This is a genomic window from Aliifodinibius sp. S!AR15-10 (assembly GCF_031569985.1).
Taxonomy (GTDB): Bacteria; Bacteroidota; Rhodothermia; order Balneolales; family Balneolaceae; genus JAMQKA01.
In genome coordinates this window covers 18,720-32,183 of the sequence record NZ_JAMQKA010000020.1, presented here as the reverse complement: position 1 = coordinate 32,183, position 13,464 = coordinate 18,720, and the positions used below count along the sequence as shown (strand labels likewise).

Genomic DNA, 13,464 nt, shown 5'->3' with positions numbered 1-13,464 from the left:
TACTTATTTAAAACTCTCAGAGATAATGATTTCCGGTTGTAGGAGCGTCTGATCCTGTTCTTTATCTTTTTTCTCATCAGAGAATTTGAGGCGACTGCTATACTTATCAGCAATCTTTTTTAATTCTCTGAAAGATATTGAAGGCTTTGCTTTTTTGTTGAGTACACGCGTTATCTCCGTCAGTAAATTAGCGTAGGTTCCTTCGTCCATCAGCTTCTTAAGCCGACGATATACCTCATCCATCTGATCAGAATCCACATATCGTTTGATATCTTTTAAAAAGCGTGCCGCCCGGTTATACCTCGCGTCTTTTTTTTCAGTCACGGCTCCTTCAGGGGTTGATTCCTGAATATCCTTTTGATATTGCTCTTTAGCCCAATTAATATGCTCGTAATGCCAATTCGGTAATTCACCAAGCGGTTCTTCTTTTTCTGTTGCTTCAAAAAGGTTTACGGCTTCCTCAAAGTTTAGCCCTACGACCTGCTCATCTTTGCTTATATAATATAGCTCCTTCTTATCGTCCGTTCGGAGGAAACAAACCGTTCCTTGGTCATTTTCTTCAGCAAATCGGAGCGTTCTTGCCTTAAGGGGAAGCCGTTTTATGCGACGAAAGTCTTCAATATTGTTTTCTTTAAAATTGCGAATAAATTCCAGGTATTTAAGACGGATGTCTTCGTCATCTTTTTGTCCCTCTTTATACAGTTCGAACTCTTCAATTACCTCATCCAAAGAATAGATTTGCGAATCTTCTCCAAAAGCTGAATGGAAACTTTGTAGTTTTACCAGTGCTTTTTTCTTAAGCGATATAATCATATCCCCCTCATCAGAAGGGTAAAAGTTATAATTATATATGGTGTCAGCCCGTGTTCCAATCCGGTTTACCCGACCGATACGCTGCATCAAACGGGTTGCATTCCAAGGGGTATCATAATTTACGATTACATTTGCCCTATGCAGGTTCACACCTTCGGCCAACACCTCGGTGGTAATAATAATATCATATTCGTCTTTAACCTCTCCTTCATAATTGGCATCAAAGTTAGCCAGTACCTCTTCAAATACGCGGCTTCGATTATCAGCCGAAACCGTTAGTACACGATCGTAACCATGTTCTTTTAGCTTTTTGGTTAGGTCTTCAATAGTCGATTTTGCTTCTGAGAAGATAACCAGTTTGCCAGATGGGTTGATGGAACGGTCAAGAAGCTCATTTTCGAGCATATCCAGGAACTTGTTAAATTTCGGATCTTGATCTACATCGTCCCATTGATCACAGAGTGCATCCAAAGTTTGTAAATCGTTTCGCAAACCTTCGATAAATTCCGGTCGGAAATCGTCTGGCTCAAATGTTCGATTACCGGGCTTTTCATCCGAGATCGATAAAATCTTCATTTCAATCTCATCATCTGTCAATCCCTCGTCCATTAGCCTGTTTACGTCAAGATCCGGAGCTACGAATACTTTTCCGTTTTCGTAGGTGCGGATCATGTTGGCCGTAGAGTCGCGCAGATTATGCAATGTATCCTTAAACGCCTTAAAGCTGCTTTCCAGCCGCTTGACCAATAAAGTCGTCATCATTCGTGCCAGTTGACGAGATGTCAAATCTGCTGTTTCGTAATACTCGTCTTTAATTTCTTCATCGAGATATTTTATTGCCTGGTATCGATAATAACCGATTTTATCCTCATCGAGAATGGAATCAAGAGATTCAAAAAATAAGCTTCGCAATTCATCACCCAATTCATACTCTCGTTTTCGGGGTTTTGCAATATCGGGGAATACCACTCCCTGCTTCTTTAAATCTTCTCGATATTGATCCACATTTTCCAGATCTCTTCGGGTACGCCTGATTGTTATTGGCTTCAATATTTTCTCTCTGATATCAGCATATAACTCCCTAATAGCCTCAATATCAGGTTCATTCCTTTTCATAATCTCCTCGTACCGCTTGATACGGGGATAAAAGTAGGAGGTAAGATTCGTCACCGGAAGATCTGATCGCCTTGCATCCTGAAAGAGCTGAATCATATTATAGATGTCTTCAGGACGGTTATTTAAGGGGGTAGCCGATACCAACACTACTTTCTTTTCTTCACTATTTATCAGACCGTTATTATAGCGTCCCGCCTTACAGATGATCTGAAGATTCTCAAACATTTGCGCTTTCTTATTGCGGAATTTATGAGCTTCATCCACAATCACCAGATCATAATCTTCCTTTGGCCAATAATCTAAATCCCGATCTTCCACAATCTTATGCAGACTACCATTGGTAATAAATTTTGCATACTTATCAATTCCAAATAGTCGAAAAGTACGCTTCCAGTTTTTGGCTAATGCCGGAGGATATACGACTAATATCTTGGTATCGCCAGTACCGTTCGCAATAATAAACCGTTTGGCCAACATAGCTGCCACCACGGTTTTACCGGTACCAACTACATCAGCCAAAAAGAAGCCGTTATAATCTTCCAGCATCTGGAAACCCTGATTAACGGCATCAATCTGATAGGAAAGTTTCATAAACTGTTTGGGGACATCACCTACCGTCTCAGGGTCATAGTCAATGTTCTTACCAAAGTACTCAATCAAAAATTTAATGTAGAGTTCAAATGGGGTAAACTCTTTGCCAATATGGGTATCCTTTTTAGCTTTTTGGATGTCTTCCGGAAGAATTTCCTCTCCATCTGCCCATAACTTCTGAAATTCACTCTCAGCAAATTTTACATCGTCGTACCGCTTTAACTCTACATTAAATTCATAATTAGCATCTTCATCACCGTTACCCAGGCCGGAATGTGTTAAGTTCGAAGAACCGGTTATGACACTGTATTGAGCATCCTCATGAAAGTCCTCGGGTAGAAAAATGTAAATCTTGGCATGCAGGTTTTTCTTCTTGTGGGCGCGGATTTCAATTTTCCCGTCAATAATATCTTCCATAAAAAGTAGAATGCCTTCTTCTACTTTCTTTGAATACTCAGCATCTTTAATATCCTCCTGCATCCATTTTACGAATTCTTCACGCGTCTTTTTGGGATCGCCCATAAACATCAACCCACGTCGCTTAGCCTCGGCAATCATATGGTCTACATTTATACCGACCAAAATTTTCACATCACCCAATTTGAGCAGGTGTTCTCGTATTGCATGATAACCGGAGGCACGGAAATATCCGACTACTGCATGGAAGGCATATAAGTTTACGTAATTATTGAATATCCCCTTGAACTTCTTTTGAAGCTCATCGCCTTTTTGATTAGTAAAAAAATGAGAAGCCATCTATTACGAATGTACCCAGATTAAAATCTTGTCAAACAATTTTTATCTAAAATAACAGAAGTCTGGTAAGATTAAAGGAATAAAAGGAGGTAAAAGCTCATAGATTTTACATATTACCATTCATTAACCCTTTACAATCTGTGCAGGTAAAACCTCCATCCCAATCTTTTTAGCCACATGCCAGGTAGAATTCCCATCCAAAATATCATAACAATTCTTGTATTTCCCACTTGGCCTGACGCTGATAGGTTTACGCTTGGACCGTAACCCATGGTAGGCTTCACGCATGTATTTAAAGGCATTGCGTATCCCCTTTTTTCTCGCCCTGGTAGGTTTTAATCTGTGAATAGAAATAATTTTAGCAGCATCTGAAAAAGAAAAGAACCTCTCCAACTTATTCGGATCCAGGCAATATTTTTGTTTGTATTTCTGAAGGTATTCTACCGCCTGTTGGGGATCAAGCCAGTCGGTAAGAGCGACAGTCTCATTTGCTTGGGTTTGACAGGTAACCTTGAGCCTTTTACCGGACTCACAGGCAATAAATTCTAACTTATTGTGCTCATGGTACTGCCGGTTTATTTCATCAAGTTGGGATGTGAATGAGTCTATTTGCACCGATAAGGATTTCATTGCCAACGCCCGAAATTTCTAACCAAGTTAATTTTTTAAATTACGCACTGAATTTTCTATTCATATTGGCCAAATTCAAAAAATAAAACCTAAGGGCTGATCCTGTACCATAGCTATCATAGTTTATGAAAATCAGAAATTCAGGCTTTACGTTGGCAAATTTTATTCTAAAAGTAGTATATCTGAGGTTTTTAAAAGAAAAATTTAAACATTTTAAGGTTGCCCCTCCCCCCTACCAAGAGAGCTTTGCTAAACAGGAAACCTCCATTCAAATCAATCTGACTGGATTTCCCGTTTTGAAAAATTCATTTCTTTGCAGAACTGTTTTGCACTGAAAAAATCCGCGTAAAATACAACTGGTGGAACATTTATGAGCCAAAGGTAAAATATTTAAAGAAAATAAACATTTTAGCCCTCCCCCCCTAACGGTAAAAGGTGGCTTCCATTGGTTTCGAACTCGATTATATCCCAGTTTATCTGATTTTAAAAACCTTAAACCGGTTAATAAGGATATGAAAGGTAATGTTCTATTAGTTAAAATAGGACCAATGCTCGTTTTTTTCTGACTTGTAATACCATCCCCCATCTTTCTAAGGTGTACAATTTAGCGGAATTAAATGGAGTTTACTGGATTTTACCGCCAATTAAATGGAATTTTATACAATTAAGCGCAATTAAATTGGATTTTAGGGGATTTTACTGAACCCCTATACAAGGGTGTGGAGCTACCTGCACTCATTTGAACCAGGCCCCTGTTCAACTGCACCATTCAATCGGCCTTGGACCAATCCCCGCTTAACCAATTCTGACAAGGAATAAACTATTAGCCGATTTTGCCTAAATAATTTAACCGGCCTTTTTAAAAATTCCGGAATTAGCACACCCCCTAGAAAAAAGTTTCATTGATTCCAAATACCCCATTTTTGTAGGCTTACAGGCTTCAGGCAGCGATTTTTCATGAAACTTGGCAGGTTTCATTGAAATTGAGTTATTTTTATAAGTCACTGTTTTTACTTGTCTTAATCCATTTATTTTTTGAAACTTTTTTGAAACTTGACAGGTTTCAAAAGTTTCACGAACGGCAAAAAAAGTTTCAAGAGGTTTCAAAGAAGTTTCAAGGAAAAGTTTCATTAAATCGGGGTTTATAGACTATTATAGCTATTTATGGGACAATGAAACTTTGAAACTTCACTTTCAGGGGTTTTCTGATAAAAAATACCCCGGTTAAATAATTTAGGCACGTTGGGTTATTTTTATCCTGTATTTACCTTGATTTACCGTTGTCCATTCATAGCATTATTTAAAAAACCTTTTATACCCTTCATACAGAAAAAGCACCTTTGAGAACGTTTCAGGCCAGGAGTTGGAATTCAATCCTATTTAGTATCTCCCTCCTTTCTGATTTACACATACGAGGATGATTGATTTTCGTTGAGTTTTATAGCGTGGACTTCGGGCGAACCATATGTATTAAGTGCTAAAGTTAGTAAGTCCAGAAAATACTACTGGGAGTACTTAACTCTCTTACCCACGCTATTAAACCTGTTTCTTCCTCACCATTTCGACTGGCAAGTCAATATTTATTGATGAGCACTCCCGTGGTACGCCAGATACAAGCCGATCTTGCCAGCGGTAATAGGTTTCAGTTTGACCTAAATACCCCGTTTAAACGAAACTGACAAGGAGTGAGTAATAAGGCGTTTTCACCTAAATTATTAAAATCGGGGCAAGTGGAGTATGTGTGTTTTTCTTGGGGGGGCTTTTGGAATCTGACGTTTATGACGTATCTCCAAAATTTGCCCTAAGTCCCTGTTTTTATTGAAAAGTTTCTACGTTAGAAACTACGTCAGATAGTCCTCAAATTATCTGACGTAAATCTGACGTTTATGACGTTGATATGACGTAAATATGACGTACTTTCTGACGGTAATTAAGTGTATAAATATCAAATACATAAGCATTCCATTTTTGCCAACGTCAGATTCATAATCCATTCTTGGCGCTACATTTACACATCAGAAAATCTCACTTAAATAATTTAGGGAAATCGGTCAACATCCAGCCAAATAATCCAGCTCTTTAAACCCCCGAATAAGAAAGCCGAAAAAGAGAAGATTATTCACAAATTATAGCCCAAAGAAATGGGAGAATTAATCCAACTGGAACCCTTGGAACAGACGGTCGATATTAAGCTGGTCTGCAATAGTCAGAGAGCTCTGTTGGGATGTTAAATGCATCTTTTGCCTGGCCCACAAATTAGATTAGAGACATTTGGTTGGGATTATTTGAAACAGTTATATGATTTTCGACTACAAATCTGTCCCCTCTTGAGATACAGCGAACCCTACTTGACCGCGGTGTGACCCAGTACACATCACATGCACTGGGATTCCGCTTGTTCAAATATTTGATGATATCTTTCCTGGAATTTGATTTATAAACCAACCTTCCGGAGTAGATGGATCTAACTTGATACTCGATATCCATTTTTCGACTGCTTTTTAAATTTATTGGGTTTAATTTAACCTGATGCGTTACTTGTTTTCTCCTTTTCCGAGTCAAGCAGTGAGCGTTTGGCAGTCAATTCTGGTCGCTTGGCCCTTCTGATGCGAAGTGCTTTGGCGGCCGCACGCAGGTCATTGTGAGACCACATCCGGCGACCACCTATTTTTTCGGGTGGGTCTATGTCACCGGCTCGTATGAGGTTATCCAGGTCGTAATAGTGAACTTCTTGTTTCAGTTGCTGTTGCAAGTATTCAACAGCTTCTCCAGACGTCAAATAGTGTTTGATATGCATAGCTAACTAAGGATTTGAGTTGCGATTGATGCCGGGGCTTTCCCGGCGTTGCAACTCAATAATCCTTTAATGGGAGGAGAATAGTTTGGGTGGACAAAAACCGTGTCCACCCAAAAGGTTTATTTGGCAGGATTGTATAAGGGGGTATAAAATTCGGCCACGTGATCTTTGTTTAACTGGCAGCTATCGCACATACGAAAGTGCGGGTACTCCCACAGTAATTTTTCAACTCTCCGGTAAAGGCCGATTCGGAGATTCTGTTTTTACCTCAAATGCGGATTTATCTGTATACTATTTATATCCACTATACTCAAACCTCTGTAACCTGGATACAGAATGTTACCCGGTTACTGCAGAGAAAGTATTCCCAATGAAAATCGATCATAAAAAATATGAGAACTATTTGCCGGACCAGATTCCAAATGGGATAGAGGATCTAAGTCCTAAGTTGGAAATATTTGGTGATGACAAAATAGAATGTTGGTATGCTCCTCTGGGCAAGATAAACACAAAAGCAACGATAGCTTTATACGGGATTACACCTGGTTGGACCCAAATGCAGATTGCTTATCGAATTGCATTGCGCCCCAAAAAAGGGGATAAGTTAAAAGCGATGTCCACAATTGCCTTTGCCGGATCGATGCGAAAAAATTTGATTGAGATGTTTGATGAATTGGGGGTGCACAGGTACTTCCAGGTAGATTCCTTTGCCGATTTATTTGGAACGAAGATATTGGCCTACAGCTCCATCCTTAAATATCCGGTTTTTAGCGGTGGCAAAAACTACAATGGGTATAAACCTGATTTGTTATCGCATCCTTTTTTGAGATCAATGCTGGAATCGGTATTGGTTTCAGAGTTACGCGAGTTTAAAAACTGCTTAATTATCCCCCTGGGTAAAAAAGCTGCTGAAGGTATTTTTTACGTGCGAAAGCGTGTCAAGCTAGAAAAACAACAGATTCTGTCAGGATTTCCTCATCCCTCGGGGGCCAATGCCCACAGGGTAAGGCAGTTCTCAGAGAATAAAATGAAGCTATCAAACCAGGTGCAGGCATGGTTTGAATCAACTTAGATTTTACCGCCATGTTGGGCCGGTATAAACTGTTACATAATAAACAAAGGGAGGGAATATATGCTGCAATATGAAATGATACTAGGTACGCTGCAAACGCTGGTGGTAGTAGTGGGTGCGATCTGGACGTATTGGCGATTCTTTCATGAAGGAGCCCATAAACCACGTATTGAATTTGATTTGGAATGCGATTTCCACGGTCCTCAGCAAGGCTACTATATTGTAGCTTTTCGGCTGCAAGCCATTAATCAAGGTCGCATAGAACATCAATTCGATGGTATCACGCTACGCATTCGGGGTATTGCATCAGATGAGGGGATCAACGAATGGCAGGGGCGAGAACCCCTGGCCTATTTCCCTCACAAAAAATTTGAGGAGAATATTATACCCGAACGTATGAAATATTTTTTTGTACGACCGGGCGTACAGCAACGCTTTTCATATGTGACCAGAGTTCCAGCTACATGGAGTATTTTACTGGCACAAGCTGAATTTAAATACAAGGAAAGCCGTGAGCTACATACTGCCGAAAGAGCATTTACCGTAACTACACCCGATATTGATAGTAAGTCTGATAGAACGGCCTATGGATAAGCCTGGTACCACGCTATCAAAGCGGTGCATCCTCTACGTGCTTTAAAAAGAGAAGAAAGGTTAAGGTGGACATAACTCTTGTCCACCTTAACACATTTATTTGGCAGGATTATATAATGGCGTATAAAATTCGGCCACGTGATCTTTGTTCAGCTGGCAACTATCGCACATACGGAACAGCAGATATTCCCAGAGCAGCTTTTCAATGCGCGAGTAAAAAAGCCGGTCCGGGGATGATACCCCATCAAAGTTTTGTGGCAGCTGCTTCAGTGGCTTATCCAGCAGGTTCCCATCGGACCGCAGAGCATCTACAAACGCATTGGACTCATATTCATACTGTGAAAGCATCGAAGCCAAATCGTGGTGGGTCAGTACCTCTTTAATAGTAAAAATCTCCTTACCATCCATAGAGTTTTTAACGTAATAGCTCACCTCGTTATACACCTGGTCCCGAAGATCTACTATCTGGGAACATACCGTATTCAGTTCAAAATAGGCCAGCAGGATATGCTCAAGGACATAGTCCGGCCACTCCGAGATAGCTACCTCATCAAGTGCCTGTTTCCAATAGGTAATCTTTTTGAATCGCAGTCCGTCCAACCAATGCTCTTTTCCCGAAAAAGCATCTTCAAATCCAATATCTTCCAACTGTTGCTCTTCCTCCAAGCTGATTGCAATATCCTCCGGTTCAGACAACTCCTTGAACTGGAGCCGATCTTCAACCACCTGTCCATCTTTGGGATTTTCATGACTGGTGCCTCCCCTTTCTAGCTGCTCTAAATGGTCCCCGTACGCACTCATTACCTCAGCTAACCTCGAACCGATATCTTGCACTTCTGACGGAGTTGCATCCTTTAAATATTGAAAAATATCTTTCTCCAGTTTCTTATACCGGTGGCACCGGTGGGCGGTGTGGTTACGCAATTGCTGATAGGGAAATCCTTCGGACCCGTTTTGGAGAAGAGCTGCAAATTGCTTGATTTCGTCCTTTACCCCTTGCCGAAAATCGGGAAATGTAGCAAGGAGGTTAGTCTGTTCGGGGCGGTCTCCCGAAAAAAACAGCTGCTCTTTCTCGGCTCTGTTTTCTATCCCGGGTGTCTCCATAAACGTACAGGTAATGCCTACGATAAACTTTTCGTAGGATGGATGATATTTACCGGCTGTTCGCTTCCTGCTAACTTCATAATCTGATTTTAGATAGTCATAATAAACCCAGTCTGTTGCAGAAGTCTTATCTGTCCATATGGAAAGAGCCAAATCCTTTATCGAGTATTCTGTTTCAGAGCTGTCACTATAGCGTGTTGTAGTCGATCTTCCATATATATCATGATCTACCGTGATTATGGCTTCTTTTTCTTTCAAAAATTGGAGCAGCTTTCGTAGTCTCCCCTCATGAACTTTAACTGTTGTAACATTCGCTTCATCGTCATTAGTGCTTTCCTTTTTTTTACTCATTAGTCTATCTTAGATGATTATTTGTTGCAAAATTCGAGGCCAAAATAGGAAAGTGTGCTAACTAAATAAAAATAGCTCGAATAACCTTGTTGATATGATTGCTAGAAAACTTACTAACATCTAATGTCATGAAAATTACTCTTGAAAGAATAAAACTATATGAGGAGCTGTGGTCTGTTCCAATGAATCAGATACAAGAAAAGTATGGGATTACATACCTTAAGCTTAAAAAAGCATGCAAAGAACTAAATATTCCTACTCCTCCATCGGGTTACTGGTCAAAAATCCGAAATGATAAAAAAGTAAAACAACCACCACTGCCTGATTTCGATAGAACTTCAATCGAAATTTCGAAAGAAGACATTAATGATATCGACCTTAGACAAAAATTACCCAAAAAGGTTAAACCGATAGTCGTTAAAAAAACCTTGTATAATCCCCATCCCTTGATCAAAAAGACATATAATGCATTGAAAGAGGGTGATCTAAACCAGTTTAACAGAGTACAGGTTTATGGGAGTAATTATTTGGATGTATTGGTTGGCCCTGACAGTGTGAAACGAGCTATGCGAATATTGGATGCTTTGGTAAAGGAGTTAAATCGGCAAGGCATTAAAGTTGAGACCGAAAAGGTAAATCGTTCAGCCAAATCTTTTGTCCGTATCGGCAAAGAGAAGATTTATCTTCAGATGCGAGAAGGTGGATACCGAAAGAAGAAAGAACGAGATCCATCGAAGAGGTGGTACAGCAGTCAATATGAGTATTGTACCAACGGCAAACTAAAACTCAGTTTGTGTTCTTCTTCGTACCGGTCACCGGACAAAACGATCAAGGATTGGAAAAATAAGAAGCTTGAAGAGAGAATGGACGAATTCTTCCCCACCCTTTTCGAGCTGGCTGAAAAAATGAAAGTAAGTAGGGAGAAGGAAGAGGAAGAAGATCGCATAAGGGAAAAACAGCGTCAATTACGGGCAGAGGCCGAGCAACAGAAATCCAAGGAGTTGGAGCAATTAAAACTACTTGAAGAACATGCCTCGTCATTTACTAAGGCCCAATACATCTACGATCTGATTAACAAGGTTGAAGAGGAAGTATCGAAACTTGAGTTAAATAAGCAAGAAAAACTCAAGGTAAAAGCATGGCTACACTGGGCTACCAATCATGCTGATCGACTGAATCCTGTTAAGAAGACCATTAAATCGATTTTTGAGTAATTCATAGGTATTGAACCTAGATCATCCTAGTTCTAAAAGAATGGATAATTTTGCAGTAAAAATTGATGATTACTTTCACTGTGAGATAATTGGAATAATTCCATTTGTTCACTAATTTAAATTGTTCACGGAACGTGAACATGATAAAAAAATGAACAATGAAACCTGGTATACTCCCCATAGCACAAGAAAACCTTGAGAAGCTCACTCAATTTAAGTTAGAGATTGAGGAACGAGAGACGTATATCCAAGATGGGCATCAAGTTGATACAAAGGTAAAGCTCCATCTTCCAGATGAGACCTTAGAGTTTTTTACAGAAATAAAGAAAGAGGTCAGGACGCACCAGCTTCCAAGAATTTATGAATTGGCCAAAACCAATAAGCCATTTCTGCTGATTGGTGGACAAATTTTCCCGAATGTAAAAGAAAAGCTAAAAAACAATGGGATCAACTGGATTGATGGAGCCGGTAATATGTATATCAGGACCAAAGATCACTTTCTCTTCGTTGATCACAACGAGACATTCCATGTTAAAGTTGATAGAGATCGAGCCTTTACTAAAACGGGATTGAAAGTAGTCTTCCTATTTCTTTTGGATGAAACCTGGATTCACAAAACGTATAGAGAAATTGCTGAAGCTGCCGATGTAGCGTTGGGAGCCATCGGTTATGTCATCAATGGACTTAAGAAAAGAAATTATCTGATAAAAAAGGACGAAAAGAACTATCAGTTAGTACGTAAAGATGAATTGATTGATGAATGGATTGGTGCTTATGAAACAGAGCTGAAACCAAAGCTACACAAAGGTACGTTTGTATTCATTGATAAAGAAGAGGCTGTAGATTGGAAAAAGATGGAGCTTGATGACCAAACAGTCTGGGGTGGTGAGGCTGGTGCAGATTTACTTACTGGAATGTTAAGGCCACAGGATCTGACTCTTTATACAACCCATACTAAGGCTAATATAATGAATAAATTTAGACTAAAGCCTGATCCTGATGGTACTGTCCAGGTTTACGAGCCGTTCTGGAATACTGAAGAGGGGAAAGAGACTGCCCCGCCTTTGGCTATCTACGCAGACTTAATCTTGACGGGCGATGAACGCAATTTTAAAGTGGCTAATAAAATATATGGCGAGTTCATACAAGATTAAGTTATCCAGTTTCAATCAAGAAGGCTTAAAAGATGTCATTGAAATACTTGAAACCGTTTTTCAAAAATTTAATGTGGATTTTTATGTCATTGGAGCCTTAGCCAAAGATATGTGGCTGTCAACGGAGGAAGTCCAAACCAGAGCTACGAGAGACGTTGATTTAGCAGTATTTATTTCGGAGTCGGGAGATTACGAAGAGATCAAGTCTACGCTAATTAAAAAACACGATTTTAAAGAAGTCTCAACGAATGCCTTTGCTTTACTGACTCCCTATGGTTATCCCGTTGACCTGCTCCCATTTGGATCCGTAGAAATTGATGAAGCAGTCGAAGTGGAGGGAGACGGACTTACAAAGGTTCACGTTAATGGCTTTAAGGAAATCTATCAACAAGGCTTGGCACCAATCTTAACTGATGAGGGCCTTACTTTTAAAATTGCCTCACTTGCCTCCATTATTTTGCTAAAACTAATCGCTTTTGATGACCGTCCAGAGAAACGCACTCAAGACATCAAAGATGTTGGCATTATAATCAGCCACTATTTTCATATAGAGGACAAGCTTATTTACAGTAAACATAATGATCTATTTGATAATGAAGATTTAGGATTGGAGGATATCGCTGCCCATGTAATAGGACGTGAGTTAAAGCCTATTTTGGCTTCAAATAACTCATTGAAAAATAGGATTCTGGATATTCTTTCCCTATCAAAAAAGCATCATCAAAGAATTCCTGAATTGATAGCACAAGGTGGAATTTTTACCACTGATAAGGTAACCGCACTTTTAGATAGAATTACACAAGGTGTAGAGCGCTAATCATGCTAATCGTCTCAATCCTGTTAAAAAACTATTAAATGGAAGTGTGAGTAATTGAAAGCTTTTTAGGAATTAGCCATGGAATAGGGAAGGATTTTTCACTACCGTCTCCAAATCCTCGCCTCGTTTTTGAGCTATCATGGAAAGCTTGGTCATAAATACCGCCGGTTTCATGGAACACAGGATGAGTAGATAGTCTTGGGGATGAACGGCTTTCACGTTCCATTTTTTCAGGTGTTCATCACCAAAATCTTTGAGATTAAAGGTAATGATCATATCCAGTTTCTCTCGAACGGCCGCTGCTGCTACATGACGATCCTTCACATCATTGGTCATCAAGGATTTGGTCCGTCCATTTTGGAAGCAAAAGGCGGGGTTTCTCAGCTAAACGTAAATAGAGATCACAGACACCGTAATTTACTAATACACAGGCATCCATCAGAACCTTATAATCA

Annotated in this window: 11 protein-coding genes; 5 read left to right on the top strand and 6 right to left on the bottom strand. The window is 39.8% G+C overall.

Going from position 1 to position 13,464, the window contains the following annotated elements; all coding sequences use genetic code 11:
• Positions 1-3 precede the first annotated feature (3 nt).
• The 4 genes from NC796_RS14025 to NC796_RS14010 all read right to left on the bottom strand — a co-directional run bounded on the left by NC796_RS14025 (position 4) and on the right by NC796_RS14010 (position 6,703).
• Positions 4-3,276, bottom strand: a complete 3,273-nt coding sequence (locus NC796_RS14025) for a helicase-related protein (protein ID WP_310685251.1) — start codon at positions 3,274-3,276, stop codon at positions 4-6.
• A gap of 123 nt (positions 3,277-3,399) precedes the next feature.
• Positions 3,400-3,906 carry a hypothetical protein gene (locus NC796_RS14020; RefSeq protein ID WP_310685250.1) on the bottom strand — a complete coding sequence of 169 codons (507 nt, stop codon included), beginning with the start codon at positions 3,904-3,906 and terminating at the stop codon, positions 3,400-3,402.
• Positions 3,907-4,752: 846 nt separating this feature from the next.
• The gene (locus NC796_RS14015; RefSeq protein ID WP_310685249.1) at positions 4,753-5,037 is read right to left on the bottom strand and encodes a hypothetical protein; all 285 of its coding nucleotides are present in this window, start codon (positions 5,035-5,037) and stop codon (positions 4,753-4,755) included.
• Between the two features lie 1,390 nt (positions 5,038-6,427).
• On the bottom strand, positions 6,428-6,703 hold the full coding sequence (locus tag NC796_RS14010) for a hypothetical protein (RefSeq protein ID WP_310685247.1): 276 nt from the start codon (positions 6,701-6,703) through the stop codon (positions 6,428-6,430).
• Positions 6,704-7,073: 370 nt separating this feature from the next.
• On the opposite strand from NC796_RS14010, the gene NC796_RS14005 reads away from it, so the two are divergent.
• Positions 7,074-7,775, top strand: a complete 702-nt coding sequence (locus tag NC796_RS14005) for a hypothetical protein (RefSeq protein ID WP_310685246.1) — start codon at positions 7,074-7,076, stop codon at positions 7,773-7,775.
• A 60-nt stretch (positions 7,776-7,835) separates the two neighbouring features.
• Positions 7,836-8,369 (top strand): hypothetical protein, encoded by a 534-nt coding sequence (locus tag NC796_RS14000; RefSeq protein WP_310685245.1) that lies wholly within the window; start codon positions 7,836-7,838, stop codon positions 8,367-8,369.
• A gap of 96 nt (positions 8,370-8,465) precedes the next feature.
• On the opposite strand, the gene NC796_RS13995 is transcribed toward NC796_RS14000, so the two are convergent.
• Positions 8,466-9,824, bottom strand: a complete 1,359-nt coding sequence (locus tag NC796_RS13995) for a hypothetical protein (RefSeq protein ID WP_310685244.1) — start codon at positions 9,822-9,824, stop codon at positions 8,466-8,468.
• Between the two features lie 128 nt (positions 9,825-9,952).
• Between NC796_RS13995 and NC796_RS13990 the strand changes: the two genes are divergently transcribed.
• The 3 genes from NC796_RS13990 (at position 9,953) to NC796_RS13980 (ending at position 13,009) form a co-directional block, all read left to right on the top strand.
• Positions 9,953-11,038, top strand: a complete 1,086-nt coding sequence (locus NC796_RS13990) for a hypothetical protein (RefSeq protein ID WP_310685243.1) — start codon at positions 9,953-9,955, stop codon at positions 11,036-11,038.
• Between the two features lie 158 nt (positions 11,039-11,196).
• Positions 11,197-12,192: a type IV toxin-antitoxin system AbiEi family antitoxin gene (locus tag NC796_RS13985; RefSeq protein ID WP_310685242.1), complete on the top strand. Its 996-nt coding sequence runs from the start codon at positions 11,197-11,199 to the stop codon at positions 12,190-12,192.
• Positions 12,170-13,009, top strand: coding sequence for a hypothetical protein (locus tag NC796_RS13980; protein WP_310685241.1), 840 nt, complete (start codon positions 12,170-12,172; stop codon positions 13,007-13,009). Before NC796_RS13985 ends, NC796_RS13980 begins: the two co-directional genes overlap by 23 nt.
• 72 nt (positions 13,010-13,081) lie before the next feature.
• Here the strand turns inward: NC796_RS13980 and NC796_RS13975 are convergent, their stop codons facing one another.
• The gene (locus tag NC796_RS13975) at positions 13,082-13,348 is read right to left on the bottom strand and encodes a hypothetical protein (RefSeq protein ID WP_310685240.1); all 267 of its coding nucleotides are present in this window, start codon (positions 13,346-13,348) and stop codon (positions 13,082-13,084) included.
• Positions 13,349-13,464: the final 116 nt, after the last annotated feature.

What these genes read in the sequence shown, in the direction of transcription:
- NC796_RS13990 (WP_310685243.1), top strand. Translation starts at nt 9,953, where the DNA reads ATGAAAATTACTCTTGAAAGAATAAAACTATATGAGGAGCTGTGGTCT.
- NC796_RS14015 (WP_310685249.1), bottom strand. Translation starts at nt 5,037, where the DNA reads ATGAAACTTTTCCTTGAAACTTCTTTGAAACCTCTTGAAACTTTTTTT.
- NC796_RS13980 (WP_310685241.1), top strand. Translation starts at nt 12,170, where the DNA reads ATGGCGAGTTCATACAAGATTAAGTTATCCAGTTTCAATCAAGAAGGC.
- NC796_RS14025 (WP_310685251.1), bottom strand. Translation starts at nt 3,276, where the DNA reads ATGGCTTCTCATTTTTTTACTAATCAAAAAGGCGATGAGCTTCAAAAG.
- NC796_RS13995 (WP_310685244.1), bottom strand. Translation starts at nt 9,824, where the DNA reads ATGAGTAAAAAAAAGGAAAGCACTAATGACGATGAAGCGAATGTTACA.
- NC796_RS14005 (WP_310685246.1), top strand. Translation starts at nt 7,074, where the DNA reads ATGAAAATCGATCATAAAAAATATGAGAACTATTTGCCGGACCAGATT.
- NC796_RS13985 (WP_310685242.1), top strand. Translation starts at nt 11,197, where the DNA reads ATGAAACCTGGTATACTCCCCATAGCACAAGAAAACCTTGAGAAGCTC.
- NC796_RS14020 (WP_310685250.1), bottom strand. Translation starts at nt 3,906, where the DNA reads ATGAAATCCTTATCGGTGCAAATAGACTCATTCACATCCCAACTTGAT.
- NC796_RS14000 (WP_310685245.1), top strand. Translation starts at nt 7,836, where the DNA reads ATGCTGCAATATGAAATGATACTAGGTACGCTGCAAACGCTGGTGGTA.
- NC796_RS14010 (WP_310685247.1), bottom strand. Translation starts at nt 6,703, where the DNA reads ATGCATATCAAACACTATTTGACGTCTGGAGAAGCTGTTGAATACTTG.